The 16643-nt window shown below is 62.9% G+C and carries 16 protein-coding genes; 11 read left to right on the forward strand and 5 right to left on the reverse strand.

The window, feature by feature from the left end:
• The 3 genes from EN914_RS04410 to EN914_RS04420 all read right to left on the reverse strand — a co-directional run.
• Positions 1–282: aldo/keto reductase (locus EN914_RS04410; protein ID WP_206527179.1), on the reverse strand; the 282-nt coding region annotated here is incomplete at its 3' end.
• An 86-nt stretch (positions 283–368) separates the two neighbouring features.
• Complete coding sequence (locus tag EN914_RS04415) at positions 369–761, reverse strand: DUF305 domain-containing protein (protein WP_013528057.1); 393 nt, start codon at positions 759–761, stop codon at positions 369–371.
• A gap of 42 nt (positions 762–803) precedes the next feature.
• A complete protein-coding gene (locus EN914_RS04420; protein WP_024501799.1) occupies positions 804–3308 on the reverse strand; it encodes a heavy metal translocating P-type ATPase in 2505 nt (834 codons plus the stop codon).
• 187 nt (positions 3309–3495) lie between these two features.
• On the opposite strand from EN914_RS04420, the gene EN914_RS04425 reads away from it, so the two are divergent.
• The 7 genes from EN914_RS04425 (at position 3496) to EN914_RS04455 (ending at position 11847) form a co-directional block, all read left to right on the forward strand.
• Positions 3496–4320: a glycosyltransferase family 25 protein gene (locus EN914_RS04425; RefSeq protein ID WP_024501800.1), complete on the forward strand. Its 825-nt coding sequence runs from the start codon at positions 3496–3498 to the stop codon at positions 4318–4320.
• Between the two features lie 78 nt (positions 4321–4398).
• Positions 4399–7200, forward strand: a complete 2802-nt coding sequence (locus EN914_RS04430) for a [protein-PII] uridylyltransferase (RefSeq protein ID WP_024501801.1) — start codon at positions 4399–4401, stop codon at positions 7198–7200.
• 46 nt (positions 7201–7246) lie between these two features.
• A complete protein-coding gene (gene murJ, locus EN914_RS04435; RefSeq protein ID WP_024501802.1) occupies positions 7247–8854 on the forward strand; it encodes a murein biosynthesis integral membrane protein MurJ in 1608 nt (535 codons plus the stop codon).
• A gap of 171 nt (positions 8855–9025) precedes the next feature.
• The gene (gene trpS / locus EN914_RS04440; protein WP_013528062.1) at positions 9026–10093 is read left to right on the forward strand and encodes a tryptophan--tRNA ligase; all 1068 of its coding nucleotides are present in this window, start codon (positions 9026–9028) and stop codon (positions 10091–10093) included.
• Between the two features lie 92 nt (positions 10094–10185).
• Positions 10186–10677 carry a universal stress protein gene (locus EN914_RS04445; protein ID WP_013528063.1) on the forward strand — a complete coding sequence of 164 codons (492 nt, stop codon included), beginning with the start codon at positions 10186–10188 and terminating at the stop codon, positions 10675–10677.
• Positions 10678–10868: 191 nt separating this feature from the next.
• On the forward strand, positions 10869–11438 hold the full coding sequence (locus tag EN914_RS04450) for a NifU family protein (RefSeq protein ID WP_013528064.1): 570 nt from the start codon (positions 10869–10871) through the stop codon (positions 11436–11438).
• A gap of 82 nt (positions 11439–11520) precedes the next feature.
• Positions 11521–11847 (forward strand): NIPSNAP family protein, encoded by a 327-nt coding sequence (locus EN914_RS04455; RefSeq protein ID WP_013528065.1) that lies wholly within the window; start codon positions 11521–11523, stop codon positions 11845–11847.
• 111 nt (positions 11848–11958) lie between these two features.
• On the opposite strand, the gene EN914_RS04460 is transcribed toward EN914_RS04455, so the two are convergent.
• Positions 11959–12576 carry a L,D-transpeptidase gene (locus tag EN914_RS04460; protein WP_013528066.1) on the reverse strand — a complete coding sequence of 206 codons (618 nt, stop codon included), beginning with the start codon at positions 12574–12576 and terminating at the stop codon, positions 11959–11961.
• A gap of 226 nt (positions 12577–12802) precedes the next feature.
• Between EN914_RS04460 and cueR the strand changes: the two genes are divergently transcribed.
• From cueR to EN914_RS04485, 4 genes are all read left to right on the forward strand, one after another.
• Positions 12803–13225: a Cu(I)-responsive transcriptional regulator gene (gene cueR / locus EN914_RS04465; protein WP_024501803.1), complete on the forward strand. Its 423-nt coding sequence runs from the start codon at positions 12803–12805 to the stop codon at positions 13223–13225.
• Between the two features lie 58 nt (positions 13226–13283).
• Positions 13284–13715: an OsmC family protein gene (locus tag EN914_RS04470; protein WP_024501804.1), complete on the forward strand. Its 432-nt coding sequence runs from the start codon at positions 13284–13286 to the stop codon at positions 13713–13715.
• 938 nt (positions 13716–14653) lie between these two features.
• The gene (locus tag EN914_RS04480) at positions 14654–14914 is read left to right on the forward strand and encodes a hypothetical protein (protein WP_127219059.1); all 261 of its coding nucleotides are present in this window, start codon (positions 14654–14656) and stop codon (positions 14912–14914) included.
• 91 nt (positions 14915–15005) lie between these two features.
• A complete protein-coding gene (locus EN914_RS04485; protein WP_050580417.1) occupies positions 15006–15506 on the forward strand; it encodes an MmcB family DNA repair protein in 501 nt (166 codons plus the stop codon).
• Positions 15507–15520: 14 nt separating this feature from the next.
• Here the strand turns inward: EN914_RS04485 and nhaA are convergent.
• Positions 15521–16643: Na+/H+ antiporter NhaA (gene nhaA, locus EN914_RS04490; protein ID WP_127389011.1), on the reverse strand; the 1123-nt coding region annotated here is incomplete at its 5' end.

The raw sequence follows: 16643 nt of genomic DNA on the forward strand, positions 1-16643 counted from the left end.
CTGCACGCCCGCGCGCGAGGCGTTCGACGGTAGCACTTTCGAGACCAGGAAGGTCTCGTCGCGGCGCCCGGCAATGGCTTCGGCCACCACCTCCTCGGCACCGCCGCTGGCATACATTTCGGCGGTGTCGATCAACGTGATGCCGAGGTCGAGGCCGAGCTTGAGGGCATTCACCTCATCGGCGCGGCGACGGGAATCTTCGCCCATCTTCCATGTGCCCTGGCCAAGCACCTGAACGGCTTCGCCGAAGGGCAGTTTGGTGGTTCTGATGGTCGGTGGCATGGCGGGCTCCAGTTGGGGCCGGATCGCATCGCAGGCTGGGCGATAAATCCAGAGGCGTTCTCGCCGCGCTGGCGATGGCCGAAGACTTACTTCACCGGATGGGCGGCGAGCCAGGCCTGCATCTGCTTGATCTCTGCTTCCTGCGCGGCGATGACGCCTTCGGCCAGCTTGCGGATTTCCGGGTCCTTGCCATTGGCAAGTTCAACCTTGGCCATGTCGATCGCGCCCTGATGGTGCGGGATCATGCCTCTGACGAAATCGACGTCGGCATTGCCGGTATAGTCGGACGCCATCATGTCGGCATGCATCTTGTCCATCGCCGCCTTGTAGCCTTCCGTCGAAGGACTGGTCGCGTCCGTCGCCATAGCGCCCATGTCGTGTTTCATCTCTTCGCTCTGCGCCGGAACGCTTTCGAGGAAGACGGCAACCAGCATTCCGGCCGCCATCAGCAGCAGCACGAGTTTTTTGGCGAAGGTCATACATGGTCTCCTGTGGATGGGTTTCGTATTTGGGGGCTTGGATCAGAGTTTCAATGTTCTCAGCCGCAATGCGTTTGCGATCACCGACACCGAGGACAGGCTCATCGCCGCCGCTGCCAGCATCGGCGACAGAAGCGTGCCAGTGAGCGGATAGAGCACGCCGGCGGCGACCGGCACGCCAAGCACGTTGTAGAGGAAGGCAAAGAACAGGTTCTGACGGATGTTGCGGATCGTCGCCTGAGCCAGCGTGCGCGCCCGCACGATGCCGTTGAGGTCGCCTTTGACCAAGGTGATGCCGGCGCTTTCGACGGCGACATCGGCGCCGGTGCCCATGGCGATGCCGACATCGGCGGCGGCAAGGGCCGGTGCATCGTTGACGCCGTCGCCGGCCATGGCAACGCCGGTGCCTTTTGCGCGCAGTTCCTCGACAAGGGCTGCCTTCTGTTCCGGCAGCAGGTCGGCGCGGACCTCGTCGATGCCGAGGCTTCTGGCGATCGCGTTGGCCGTGCGTTCATTGTCGCCGGTCGCCATGACGATCCGCAAGCCGCTTTCATGCAGCGCCTTGATCGCCTCGGCCGTCGTTATCTTGATAGGGTCGGCGACGGCGACGATGCCGGCCAGTTTTTTGTCGACAGCGACGAACATCGCCGTCTTGCCTTCGAGTTGCAACGCCTCGGCCTTGGCCGAGATGGATGCGATGTCGACGCCAAGGTCGGCCATCATCGCGGCGTTCCCGAGCGCGACCGTCTTTCCCGAGACCGAACCGGACACACCCTTCCCGGTGACCGCCTCGAAGCCGCTGGCCTCTGCAACGGTCACGCCGCGCGTAGCGGCGCCGTCGACGATGGCTTCAGCCAGCGGATGCTCCGAGCCTTTCTCCAGGCCCGCGGCAAGCGCCAGCAATTCGTCTTCGGAGAAGCCGTTTGCCGTGACGACATCGGTCAGCTTCGGCCGGCCTTCGGTCAGCGTCCCCGTCTTGTCGACGATCAGCGTGTCGACGGAAGCGAAGCGTTCGAGTGCTGCGGCTTCCTTGATCAGCACGCCGGCATGCGCCCCGCGCCCGGTGGCGGTCATGATCGACATCGGCGTGGCGAGGCCGAGCGCACAGGGACAAGCGATGATCAGCACCGACACCGCCGAGACGATGGCAAAGATCAGGCTGGGCTCGGGTCCAAACACGGCCCAGGCGATGAAGGCGACAATCGCGACAAGGACGACGGCCGGGACAAAGTAGAAAGAAACGCGATCAGCCAACCCTTGGATCGGGGCGCGCGAGCGCTGCGCCTTGGCGACGAGCTCGACGATGCGCGCCAGCGTCGTCTCGGCGCCGACCTTCTCAGCGCGCATGATCAGCGCACCATTCTTGTTGAGCGTGCCGCCGGTCAGCGCATCGCCCTCGACCTTCTCGACCGGCAACGGCTCGCCCGTGATCATCGATTCGTCGAGCGAGGATCGTCCTTCCAGCACCGTGCCATCGACCGGCACGGCGTCACCGGGGCGTATGCGCAGGCGATCGCCGGCCTTGACGGCGTCCAGAGGCACGTCGTTTTCGGAACCATCGGCGGCGATCAGCCGCGCTGTCTTCGGTGCGAGATCGAGCAAGGCGCGGATCGCCGAACCGGTCTTTTCACGGGCGCGTAGCTCCAGCACCTGGCCAAGGAAGACCAGCGCGACGATGACGGCGGCAGCCTCGAAATAAACCGGCACCGCACCGCCATGGCCGCGGAACTGATGCGGAAAGATATCCGGAAACAGCGTGGCGACGACGCTGTAGAGATAGGCAGCGCCGACGCCGAGCGAGATCAGCGTCCACATGTTGGGGCTGCGGTTGACGAGCGAATCCCAGCCGCGGTGGAAGAAAGGCAGTGCCGCCCACAACACGACGGGGCTGGCCAATGCCAGCTCAAGCCAGACCTTCGTCCGCTCGTCGACAAAAGCCTGGAAAGTCAGGCCAAGCATCGGCGCCATGGCGACGACCAGCAAAGGGACGGATAGAGCGGCACTGACCCAGAATCGCCTGGTGAAATCGACCAGTTCCGGATTGGGACCCTCGTCACCCGTTGGTACGCCCATCGGCTCCAGCGCCATGCCGCATTTCGGGCAGGATCCGGGCTTGTCGCGGACGATCTCCGGGTGCATCGGGCAGGTGTATTGCGTGCCCTTGGGCATCGGCTGCGGTGCTGGCCTGCCGCCGAGATATTTTTGCGGCTCCGCCTCGAATTTCGCCTGGCAAGCGGCCGAGCAGAAATAGAAGCCCCGGCCTTCGTGGCGGGCAAAATGACTGGCTGTCGCGCGGTCGACGCTCATGCCGCAGACCGGATCGGTGGCGGTCAGGAATTTTTCCGGTTCGGCGACGAATTTCGTGCGGCAGCCCTGGCTGCAGAAATGATAGAGATGGCCATCATGCTCGGCCGTCGGCTTGCCAGCCGCCGGATCGACAGTCATGCCGCAGACCGGGTCGCGGACGACGCTCTTCGTGGTGGGCACGGCGCCTTTTGTCGAGCAGCAGCTACCGTGCGCGTGATGATCGTGATCGGAATGCGTCATTCGAAAATGCCTCGATGGATCGGTGTGACGCGGAGATAGGGCTTCCAGTAACTGGAAGGTCAAGGGCTGTTTCGACTTTTCTTCTCCGGTCCACGGCGCGTCCATCCACCCCAGAAAAAGTCTCACGCGGCAACACCAGGCCTGCTAGAAAGCGCGAGCGTCGCGGGGGTGGGGATTTTCTTCGGCAATGAAGCGTCTGGTCATCAATCTCGATCGGTCTCCCGATCGCCTTGCCCGTGTGACGGCGGAGTTTGCCCGCATCGGCGTTGCATTCGAACGCGTTCAGGCCATAGACGCACGCGACCGGCCGGAGCTGGACCAGCTGCCGCAAAATGTCGGATATCGGAACAGGCTGCCATTGACTGACGGCGAGATCGCCTGCCTGCTCAGTCACCGGGCCTGCTGGGCTGTCATCGCCCAAGGCGACGCCCGCTACGGGGCGATTTTCGAGGACGACATCGTCTTTGCCGCAAAAGCCGGCGCATTGCTTCGCGACAGCGACTGGATCCCAGCCGATGCCGAAGTCGTCAAGCTCGAAAGCTACTTCTGTAAGACCGTGATCCGACGCAAGCGCATTGCCATCGGTCACGGCTTTTCCACATCCAAACTCGACGCCGGACATATAGGAACCGCCGGCTACATCATCTCCAGGCAAACCGCGCTCGACCTGATCAAGGCCACCGAGGAGATCGGCATCGCTGTCGACGACCTTGTCTTCAACCCGGAGTTTTCGGTTTTGCGAGGCGAGACGATCTACCAGCTTGTTCCTGCGCTCTGCGCGCAAGATCAGTTCCTTGGCGACAGGGCGCTCCATTTGCCAAGCCTGCTCAGAGAAAAGCGGGATATCCAGTGCGCCGCACCCGCCGGGACCGGGAAACGCAGAAAGACAGCCATAGCGAGGGTCAAAGCCGAGGCTCGGCGAATAGGCAAGCGCATTGTCGATTTCGGTCGACTGAAGCGGAGAATGGTCATTCCATTTACTTATCCGAGCCAAAACTCAGCCGGGTCTTGAACCGGCTTCAACGCCCCATACCCAGCGCCGCCAAAACGCGCTATAGACGCCGCCGAAACGGCAAGGCCGACTGGATATATGGCAAGAATCTCCCTGAAGCTCGACGAATTGATCGACGGCGAAGCCTTGCGCCGCGAGATGACCGCGCTGACCGCGGCCACGGCGGGCGACGGCTCAGGGCAGGCTGCGCGCAATGGTGTGCTCCAACTGCTCAAGGGACGACTGGCGGACGGGCGCGCCATTGCCGAACGCATGCTGAGGGACGATGGCGGCGGCAGCGCCTGCGCGGCGCGGCTGTCGCATCTCATGGACGAGATCATCCGGGCGCTTTACGATTTCGCCGTCACCCATGTCTACCGGGTCAAGAACCCGTCCTCCGCGGAGCGCATGGCCGTCGTCGCTGTCGGCGGCTACGGCCGTGGAACGCTGGCGCCGGGGTCCGACATCGACCTGTTGTTCCTGCTGCCTTACAAGCAGACGCCGTGGGGCGAACAGACAGTCGAATACATGCTCTACATGCTGTGGGACCTGGGGCTGAAGGTCGGCCACGCCACACGCAATATCGACGAATGCCTGCGCCTGTCGCGCACCGATGTCACCATCCGCACCTCGATCCTCGAAGCACGTTTCCTGTGGGGCGAGGAAAAGCTCTATGATGAACTGATGCTGCGCTTCGACCATGAGGTGGTGCGCACGACCGGCCCCGAATATGTCCAGGCCAAGCTTGCCGAACGCGATGACCGCCATGCCAAGGCCGGCGAAAGCCGCTATCTGGTCGAGCCCAACGTCAAGGACGGCAAGGGTGGCCTGCGCGATCTGCAGACGCTGTTCTGGATCGGCAAATATTTCTACCGGGTGCGCACCGGCGAGGAATTGGTCGATAAAGGCGTCTTCACCGAGGGTGAGTACCGCGAGTTCCAGAAAGCCGAGGATTTCCTGTGGGCGGTACGCTGTCACATGCATTTCCTCACCGGCAAGGCCGAGGAGCGGCTGCATTTCGACATCCAGCGCGAGATCGCCGAACGGCTCGGCTACACCACGCACCCCGGCCTGTCGGCGGTCGAGCGCTTCATGAAGCACTACTTCCTCGTTGCCAAGGACGTCGGCGACCTGACCCGCATCTTCTGTGCCGCGCTCGAGGAGGAGCAGGCCAAGCACGTGCCGGGCTTCAACCGCATCTTCCTGACTTTCTCGCGGCGCAAGCGCAAGCTGGCCGGCACGTCGGACTTCATTGTCGACAACCACCGCATCAACATCGCCGACGACCAGGTGTTCGAGCGCGATCCGGTCAATCTGCTCAGGCTGTTCTGGTTCGCCGACAAGCACGGTCTGGAATTCCACCCCGATGCGCTGAAGCTGCTGACCCGTTCGCTCGGCCTGGTCAACAAGTCGCTGCGGCGCGACGAGGAGGCCAACCGGCTGTTCCTCGACATATTGACCTCGGATCGCAATGCCGAACTCAATCTGCGCCGCATGAACGAGGCCGGGCTGCTCGGCAGGCTGATCCCGGATTTCGGCAAGATCGTCGCCATGATGCAGTTCTCGATGTACCACCACTACACGGTGGACGAGCACCTCATCCGCTGCATCGGCGTGCTGGCCGAGATCGAACGCGGCGACGGCGAAAAGGTCCATCCCCTGTCGCACACGCTGATGCCGGGGCTGAAGAAGAGCCGCGAGGCGCTCTATGTCGCCGTACTGCTGCACGACATCGCCAAGGGCAGGCCGGAGGACCATTCCGAGGCGGGGGCCAGGATCGCACGCCGCATCTGTCCGCATATGGGGCTGTCGCCTGCCGATACTGAAACCGTTGCCTGGCTGGTCGAGAACCATCTCGTGATGTCGATGACAGCCCAGACCCGCGATCTCAACGACCGCAAGACCATCGAGGATTTCGCCGCGATCGTGCAGTCGGTCGAGCGGCTGAAGCTGCTTTTGATCCTCACCGTCTGCGACATCAGGGGCGTCGGACCGGGTGTCTGGAACGGCTGGAAGGGCCAGTTGCTGCGCACGCTCTACTACGAGACCGAATTGCTGTTGACCGGCGGGTTTTCGGAAGTGTCGCGCGCGCAACGCACGGCGGCGGCGCGCGAGCGTCTGGCCGAGGCGCTTGCCGACTGGCCGGACAAGACCCGCAAGCGCTATGTCGGCCAGCACTACGAGAATTACCTTTTGACCGTCGATCTCGCAGACCAGCTGCGCCATGCCGAATTCATTCGTGAGGCTGACGCGTCAGGCAACAAGCTTGCCACCATGGTCAAGACCCACCAGTTCGAGGCGGTGACCGAAATCACCGTGCTGGCGCAGGACCACCCCCGCCTGCTCTCGGTCATCGCCGGGGCGTGCGCCGGGGCCGGCGGCAACATTGTCGACGCGCAGATCTTCACGACGTCGGACGGCCGTGCGCTCGACACGATCCTGATCAGCAGAGAGTTCGACCGCGACGAGGACGAGCGCCGGCGTGCCGAGCGTGTCGGCCGGCTGATCGAGGACGTGCTGTCGGGCAAGAGCTGGCTGCCGGAAATGATCGAGAAGCGCACCAAGCCGCGGCGCGGCTCCAAGGTGTTCAAGATCCCGCCGCGTGCCGAAATCCGCAACACGCTGTCGAATCGTTTTTCGGTCATCGAGGTCGAGGGCCTCGACCGGCCTGGGCTGCTGTCGGAGATCACCGGAACGCTTTCCGACCTGTCGCTTGACATCGCATCGGCCCACATCACCACCTTCGGCGAAAAGGTCATCGACACTTTCTATGTCACCGATCTCACTGGCCAGAAGATAGATAGCCCGGCCCGCATCGCCACCATCCGCAATCGGCTGATGGCAACGCTCGAAGGCATCGTGCCCGAACGCGGCGGCAAGTCCAGGGCGGCGGCCGAGTGACAACGACCATCACTTTGTCCCAATTCCGCAGGCAGTTCCCAAAAGCATGAGCCTCGTCAAGAAATTCGCAACGGTCGCTTCCGGCACGCTGATGAGCCGCGCGCTCGGTTTCGGCCGCGAGATGCTGATGGCCGCCGCACTCGGCACCGGACCGGTCGCCGATGCCTTCAACGCCGCCTTCCAGTTTCCCAACACCTTTCGCCGGCTGTTTGCCGAGGGCGCCTTCAACGCCGCCTTCGTGCCGCTGTTCGCCAAGGAGATCGAGACCCACGGCACCGAAGGCGCCAAGCGCTTTTCCGAGGAAGTGTTCGGCGTGCTGTTCACGGCGCTGCTGGCGCTGACCATCATCATGGAACTGTCGATGCCGCTGATCGTGCGCTATCTGGTGGCGCCGGGTTTTGCCGGCACGCCGGGGAAGTTCGACACCACGGTGACGCTGGCGACGATCATGTTCCCTTATCTGATCTGCATGTCGCTGGGCGCGATGATGGCGGGCATGCTGAATTCGCTGCGCCGCTATTTCGCCGCCGCCGTGGCGCCGGTGTTCCTCAACATCATCCTGATCGGCGTGCTCGCCTATGCCTGGTACAAGGGCTCGGATGCCCTCACAGTCGGCTACGGGCTGTCCTGGGGCGTGCTTGCCGCCGGACTGGTGCAGCTGGCGATCGTCTGGGTGGCAGTGCGCCATGCCGGCATCTCGATCGGCTTTCGCCGTCCCAAAATGACGCCCGCGGTCAAGCGGCTGCTGATCCTGGCGCTGCCGGCGGCCATCACCGGCGGCATCACACAGATCAACCAGCTGATCGGCACGGCGATCGCCTCGGCGCAGAACAGCGCGGTGTCCTCGCTCGCCTATGCCGACCGCATCTACCAGTTGCCGCTCGGCGTGGTCGGTGTCGCGGTCGCCATCGTGCTGTTGCCCGAACTGTCGCGCGCGCTGAAGTCGGGCAATCTGATCGAGGCGGCCAATCTGCAAAACCGCTCGGTCGAGTTCACGCTGTTCCTGACGCTGCCGGCAGCCGCCGCACTCTGGGTGATGTCGGAGCCGATCGTACGGCTGGTCTATGAGCGCGGCGCGTTCGCCGCCAACGGCTCGACGCCGACGGTGGCGGCGATCCTGGCGATCTTCGGCCTCGGCCTCCCGGCCTTCGTGCTGATCAAGGCATTCACGCCGGGCTATTTCGCCCGAGAGGACACGCGTACTCCGATGATCTTTGCCGCCATCTCGGTGGCGGTGAACGTCACCACGGCGCTGACGCTGTTTCCACGGATGGGCGCGCCCGGCATCGCGGTGGCCTCGGCCGTCGCCGGCTGGGTCAACGCGGTGATGCTGCTCGGCGTCCTGATCCGGCGCGGCCACTGGGGCCGCGACGTGCCGCTGATGAAGCGCATTCCACGTCTGGTGCTGTCGGCTATCGTGATGGGGGCAGCGCTCTATTTTGCCGAGCATTGGTTCGCCGTCAGGCTCGGGCCCGGCTCGCCGCTGGTGGTCAAGGCGACGACGCTGCTGTCGCTGGTCGCGGGTGGGGCGCTGCTGTACTTCATCACGGCGTTTGCCACCGGGGGCGCCGATTTCGGCATGATCCGTCGCAACGTCAAGCGGGGATCTGGCAAGTCGGCGCCACCGATCGCAAAGACCGAACTTGACGAGTAGCGCACGACACGCTCGCAGCGCCGTCTTGATCGCAGCGCCGTCTTCGTCCATAAGCGCGCCCGTCGCAAGACTTTCGCCGCGCGCGGTTTCCAGCCGCGTGATTGGCTCCGAAAAGTCTGCAACTTTTCGGAATCACGCTTATACGGCCCTCCACAAGCCATGAGGACAATCATGACCGCCTTCAAGCCACTCGTCTTTTCCGGTGTCCAGCCGACCGGCAATCTGCACCTCGGCAATTATCTCGGCGCCATCAAGAAATTCGTTGCCCTGCAGGACACCTCCGATTGCATCTATTGCGTCGTCGACCTGCATTCGCTGACAGCCCAACTCGTCTATGAAGACCTGGCCGACCAGACGCGGTCTATCACCGCTGCGTTCCTGGCCTCGGGCATCGATCCGAAGAAGCACATCGTCTTCAACCAGTCGCGGGTCATGCAGCACGCGGAGCTTGCCTGGATCTTCAATTGCGTGGCGCGCATCGGCTGGATGAACCGCATGACGCAGTTCAAGGACAAGGCCGGCAAGGACCGCGAGAATGCCTCGCTCGGCCTGCTCGCCTATCCCTCGCTGATGGCTGCCGACATCCTGCTCTACCGTGCCACCCACGTCCCTGTCGGTGAGGACCAGAAACAGCATCTGGAGCTCACCCGCGACATCGCGCAGAAATTCAACAACGACTTCTCCGACCGTATCGCAGCGCTCGGCGTCGGCGTCGAGATGCAGGTCGGCGAAGAGACCGTGAACGGCTATTTCCCGCTGACCGAGCCGGTCATCGGCGGGCCGGCGGCGCGCATCATGTCGCTGCGCGACGGCTCCAAGAAGATGTCCAAATCGGACCCGTCTGATCTGTCGCGCATCAACCTGACCGACGACGCCGATGACATCTCGAAGAAGATCCGCAAGGCCAAGACCGATCCGGAAGCGTTGCCGAGCGAGCTGGATGGCCTGGCCGGCCGGCCCGAGGCAGAAAACCTGGTCGGCATCTATGCGGGTCTCGCCGAGATGTCGAAGGCGGATGTGCTCAAGCAATTCGCCGGCCAGCAGTTTTCCGTGTTCAAGCCGGCCTTGGCCGATCTTGCTGTGGAAAAACTGGCGCCGATCGCCAGCGAGATGCGCCGCATTTCGGATGACCGCGCCTATGTCGACGCGGTGCTTAAGGACGGCGGCGAGCGCGCCGGCGTGCTGGCCGAAGCGACGATGAAGACGGTGCGCGACATTATCGGCCTGCTGCAGGGCTGATCGCGACATCGGGTGCACTGGCACAAGGCCGGCGGCTTGCCGCCGGTCCGCCGCAGTGGCAGATTGCGCCGCAAGACACCGAGTAGATAGACATGGTCTCCAAACGCCTCAGCCGCGAAGCCGGCCATCGCAGGAAATTCCTGACGATCATCGACGACACGCCGGAATGCGAGCGTGCCGTCGCCTATGCCTCGAAACGGGCGCAGAGCACCAGCGGCACGCTGGTGCTGCTCTATGTCATCGTGCCGGACGACTTCCAGCATTGGCTGGGTGTCGAGAAGATCATGCGCGAGGAAGCCAACGCCACGGCGCGCGCCGCACTCGACAGCTATGCCAACAAGGTGCGCCAGAAGCTCGGCATCGAGCCCGAGATGGTGGTCCGCGAAGGCAAGCCGACGGAAGAGATTCACAAATTGATCGAGGAAGACCAGGACATCGCCATCCTGGTGCTGGCCGCCGGTGCGGGCAAGGAAGGCCCGGGACCGCTGGTCGGCGCCGTGGCCGGCAAGGGTGCCGCCTTCCCGATCCCGGTGACTGTCGTGCCGCAGAACCTTTCGGACGAGGAAATAGACAGCCTGGCCTGAGGTGTGCTGATTTTCAGGTGATGCCGGCCTGACCTGAAAATCTCAACACACCGTCGGGCGCGTCCCAGGGGCGCGCAAAAAACATTCCGCCAGCCAGCCATTCCGGCGATGCGTTTCGCTTGAATGTCCAGCCAATTGAGCCTATTTAGAATTGTTCCAAACTAGATGCCCAAACGGGCACGGAGACGGCCATGTTCATCCAGACCGAATCGACGCCAAACCCGGCGACGCTGAAATTCCTGCCCGGCAAGGAAGTGCTTGTGGAAGGCACCGCCGATTTCCGCGATGCCGACAGCGCCGCCGTCGCCTCGCCGCTGGCCGGCCGGCTGTTCGAAATTCCTGGCGTCACCGGCGTTTTCTTCGGCTATGACTTCATCACCGTGACCAAGGATGGCCCCGACTGGCAGCATTTGAAGCCGGCGATCCTCGGCGCCATCATGGAGCATTTCATGTCCGGCGCGCCCGTCATGGCCAAGGCCGGCCCGGCCGCCGAGACCAGCCAGACCGGTGAGTTCTACGACAAGGCCGACGAGGAGCTGGTCATCACCATCAAGGAGCTGCTCGACACGCGGGTGCGCCCGGCGGTCGCCCAGGATGGCGGCGACATCACCTTCCGCGGCTTCGAGAATGGCACGGTGTTCCTGCACATGAAGGGTGCCTGCGCCGGCTGCCCGTCATCGACGGCGACGCTGAAGCACGGCATCCAGAACCTTCTGCGCCATTTCGTGCCGGAAGTGCAGCAGGTCGAGCAGGTCTCCTGACGCCCGTTTTGACAATTCTACCCTGCTGACCGTCTGGTCCGATTTCTTCGCTTCCGGCGCATCGGTCAGAAGGAATTCCAAAATGATCTACGAACTTCGGGTTTACCGGGCTTTGCCGGGACGCTTGCCGGCGCTTCTTGATCGCTTCGACAAGATCACGCTCAAATTATGGGAAAAGCACGGTATCCGCCAAGCGGGTTTCTTTACCACGCTGATCGGAGCTTCGAACAACGAACTGACCTACATGCTGGCATGGGAATCGCTGGCCGAACGCGAAGAGCGTTGGACGGCGTTCGTGAAGGACCCTGCCTGGACGCAGGCGCGGGAAGATTCCGAGCGTGATGGCCAGATCACCGAGACAATCATCAACCAAATTTTGGTTCCCACCGCGTTCTCGGCGGTGTCCTGACCGCCGAGCAGGCGTCGCATCGCGCAAACAACAAAAAACCGGGCCGAATTGCCCGGTTTTCTGCTTGGGACGTCCGTTGTTGCCTAGACGGTCCGCGTACGAAAACTGCCTCTAGAGAACGATGACCTTGGCGCCGACCGAGGCGCGGTCATAGAGGTCGATGATATCCTGATTCATCAGCCGGATGCAGCCAGACGACATCGCCTTGCCGATCGAATTCCATTCCGGGCTGCCATGCAGGCGATAGCCTGAATCACCGCCCTTGTTGAACAGGTACATGGCGCGCGCGCCGAGCGGGTTCTTCAGGCCCGGCTCCATGCCGCCGGCAAACTTTTCCAATTCCGGCTGGCGCTGGATCATCTGCCTCGGCGGCGTCCAGGTCGGCCATTCGCGCTTGAGCGCAATGTGGGCGGTGCCATGCCACTCGAAGCCCTCGCGGCCGACGCCGATGCCGTAGCGAATGGCCCTTCCGTCGCCCTCGATGAAATAAAGGAACTTGTTCTGCGTATCGACGATGATCGTGCCCGGCTTTTCCGGGCTATCGTAGTTCACTTCCTGCCGATGGTACTTCATCGGCACTTTCTCGATCGGGATGCGCGGCAGCTGATAACCGGCGTCGGTGACCGCGCCGTAGTCGTTGGAGAATATCTGCGAGCCGATGGTGCTGCAACCGGCGATAGCAGTGGAGAGCGCCAGTGCGGCGATGATTGCAAACGACTTCATGCGCATCAGGTGATCCGGTGCCCCGCCCAAACTCGGCGGCACGAGTCGGCCGCTCTCTCATCATCATTCATGCTGGCATTTGCTTTGCTTGCCAAGCGCGCGATGCCTATATGCCTGCCTTGACGTACCGGTAAGCGTATCACTATGGCATTTTGGCAACAGGACTCACAGGATTGTGAAGCAAATTCAAGGGGCCTGCTCCATGGGTTCCTGGAAATCGAGGAGAACCGTCATGAATGTCGGTGACGCCGCCCACCGCTCCGGCCTGCCGGCCAAGACCATCCGTTACTATGAAGAGATCGGCCTGATCGCCCCGGCACGCGCCGCCAATGGCTACCGCGATTATTCCGGAGACGACATCCATCGGCTGGCCTTCCTGCGCCGCGCGCGCAATCTCGGCTTTTCCATCGACGATTGCCGCCAGCTGATGGCGCTTTACCAGGATCGCAGCCGCGCCAGCCAAAACGTGCGCGAAATCGCCGCCGCCCATGTCACGGCGATCGAGGAGAAAGTGCGCGAGTTGCAGTCGATGCGCTCGACGCTGCAGAAACTGATTCATGCCTGTCACGGCGACGAAAGGCCGGATTGTCCGATCCTTGATGACATGGCGGGCGCGGCATTGCCCAGCGACAAGGGCGCCTCTGCGCCTGCATAATGACCGTATGTCGACGACGCCCGAAGCCTGGTCGACTCCTGCCGGGAGGACATCCGCAATGGTCTCGATGACCGTCGAACTGCGCAATGTGGAGGACACGCGAGCCGCCATGGGCTGGGCCGGCGGCCACACGATCATCGTCGACCGGCCCGAAGGCAAGGCCGGCGGCATGGGCCTGGGCTTCAATGGCGGCCAGTTGCTTGCCCTGGCGATCGGCGGCTGCTTCTGCAACGATCTTCGCTACGTCGCCGAGGAAATGGGCGTAACGCTCGACAAGATCGCCGTGACCGTGACGCTGAACCTCGAAGGCAAGCCTTTGCTCGCGACCTCGTCAACCATGGCGGTTTCATGCACGACGCTGGACGGCTCCGACCCGGCGGAGATCATCACAAGGGCCGCGGCGATTTCCACGGTCAGCAACTCCCTGCGCCAGGGCGTGCCGGTGAGCATTGAAACGGCCGCAACGACGGCCGGCTTGTCGGAGGAATGATCCCCGGGAACAGGCGCATTGGCCGCGTGGATTGTCAGAGATCGCCAAAAAAGGCCCGCCGCCGGCACGGCAGAGCGATTGACCCAATTTTCTTCGGCATCTGGGCGCGTCAATCAGCCGCTCTATGTCTTCCCTTGTCGCAATGATCAACGATGGAGGTTGGCATGGATCGGCGATTGTTTCTGACTGGAATGCTTGGGCTGGCAGGGGCTGCGACCGTCGTCGCAATCGCGCGTCCTGCCACCGCCTTGGCCGGCATCCCGAATACGGGGCCCGGCATTCTCGACGAGCTCGACAAACCGTCCGACGATATTCTCGACCCGGATGGTCCCAGTGTCCAGGATGGCGTCGAGTTGGTGCGGCACCGCAGATGGCACCGCCGCCGTCGCCGACGCGGGTGGAGGCGGGTCTGCCGTCGCTATTGGCGCAATGGCTATTGGCGCCGCAGATGTTTCCGCAGATCCTTCTGGATCCACTTCTGACGAGACCAGCAACGCGAAGGTCCCGGCGCCCGCCGGGGCCTTCGCTATCGCTGCGGGGAATCCAATCGGCAAAAAAGGCCCGCCGCCCCTCGGCAGCGGGCAGGTCCTGGAGTGCCGGGGGATCAACCCGGCATGGGATCAACGAGCGGGGCACCGGTTGGTTGCAGGGATCGGCCCGGTAGCCTTCCTTTGGGTGGACCGCCACCGGGCCTGACCGGAGCGGGGTGTATTGGGGGAGCCCCGGCTGCTTCCAAAATATCACTTTTCTCTTATATTCGCTTTAGCTAATTTACATAAAGCCATGCATCACCCGCAGATGGGGTGCGCACTTCACGAAAGTGTCGAAGTGACGTCTCCCTGCTTATGCCATTCGGCATTCGCGGAACTAAAGCGGTTGCATCTGACTTTGGTTGGTGACGCGCAAAGATTTTTTCGCTGCTATCTTAAAGTTACCAAATGGAAATTGACCGGCGCAGCATATCAAGTCGATTTGCGCTGACGATCTCTTTGTTTTTCCAGGAACTGCTTGGCGTGCTCCGCCCAATCAGCCGTGGTGACTTTATGCTCCTGAACGGACTTTCTGAAAGCCTTGCGCAGAGCATCAAGGTCAAAGGCCCACAGTTGTTCACCATCAGTGCTGTTCAATTTTGTGCCGCCCGTCCCCATGAGAACGATGGTGTGCACCACAAGCTCAATCTTTCAAGGATCAATGCCTGACTTCTTTTGGGTATATCCGGGTATATCGAATATACAATCGCCTGCATAAAACAGGTTCAAACCGTGAACAGAATCTGGCATGGTGCCTGGCATGCCGATCATCTCGCCCATCCCCATCAACCCTCTCATCGACGGTCGCCAGTCCGAACGCGCCATGCTGGTGCGACGCGGTGTGCAGCGGCTGCTCATGGATATGGGCGCGCATGTCTTGCCCGAACTGTCGCTGGCCACCGGCCGCCGTGCCGACCTCGTCGCTTTGACCCGGCAGGGCGATATCTGGATCATCGAGATCAAATCCTCGATCGAGGATTTCAGGGTCGACCGCAAATGGCCCGACTACCGGCTGCATTCCGACCGCTTCTTCTTCGCCACCCATCCCGGCGTCCCCTCGGAGATCTTCCCGCAGGAATGCGGCTTCATCCTTTCCGACGGCTATGGCGCCGAGATCCTGCGCGATGCGCCCGAGCACCGCATGGCAGCGGCAACGCGCAAGGCGCTGATGCTGCGGATCGCGCGGGCCGGCGCTTCGCGGCTGCTGGCGGCGGAGCTTGCCGGCGTGTCGGTGCCGGCGCTGGAGGGTGAGAGCGAGTAGCGGCGTCCTTCACTCTATGACCGGCTCTCCTCTTCGCCGTCCTCCACGCCACCCCTAGCGGACGCCATGAGCAGCACGGCAGCGCCCAGGATGGCGGCGATGAAGGAGCCGGCGAGGATGCCGACCTTGACCGCGTCCTGCAGCGCCACGTCGCCGGCGAAGGCGAGCAGGCCGATGAACAGGCTCATGGTGAAGCCGATGCCGCACAGCAGCGATATGCCGATCATGTGCGTCCAGCCGGCATTGGCGGGCAGGTCGGCAAGACCGAGCCTGATGGCAAGTGCCGAGGAGCCGAACACGCCGACCAGCTTGCCGACAACCAGGCCGGCGGCGACACCCAGCGTCAACGGCTCGATCAGCGCGCCAAAGGTCAGGCCGGCGAGCGAAACGCCGGCATTGGCAAAGCCGAAGATCGGGATGACGACGAAAGCCACAATCTTGTGCAGGCCGTGCTCGAGCCGGTGCAGCGGCGAATGGTCCAGATCGTGACCGATCCCGGCGGAGCGCTCAAGCGGGATGGTCAGCGCCAGCGCCACGCCGGCAAGCGTTGCATGGACGCCAGATTTCAGCACCAGAACCCACAGGACGACGCCCAGAACGAGATAGGGCACAAGCGTCATCACCCGCATGCGGTTGAGCACGACAAGCGCGGCAATGATTGCGAAGGCGGCACCCAGATAAGCCAGCGACAAGCCGCTGGTGTAGAAGATGGCGATGATGATGACGGCACCGAGGTCGTCGATGATGGCCAATGCTGTGAGGAACACCTTCAGCGAAGCCGGCACGCGGCTGCCGAGCAGCGACAGCACGCCGAGCGCAAAAGCTATGTCGGTGGCGGTCGGGATCGCCCAGCCGGACAGGGCGGCCGCATTGTTGCGGTTGACGGCGACATAGACGAGTGCCGGAACCAGCATGCCGCCGGCGGCGGCGATGCCGGGCAGCACGCGCCGAGGCCAGGTGGAGAGCTGGCCGTCCAGCATCTCGCGCTTGATCTCCAGCCCGACGAGCAGGAAGAACACCGCCATCAGCCCGTCATTGACCCAGTGCGAGACGCTGAGCGGGCCGAGATAGGCGTGGAGCACGGAGAAATAGGTTTCGGCGAGCGGCGAGTTGGCGACGATCAACGCAAGTGCCGCC

It is taken from the genome of Mesorhizobium sp. M7A.F.Ca.CA.001.08.2.1, from assembly GCF_003998455.1.
GTDB classification, from domain to species: domain Bacteria; phylum Pseudomonadota; class Alphaproteobacteria; order Rhizobiales; family Rhizobiaceae; genus Mesorhizobium; species Mesorhizobium ciceri.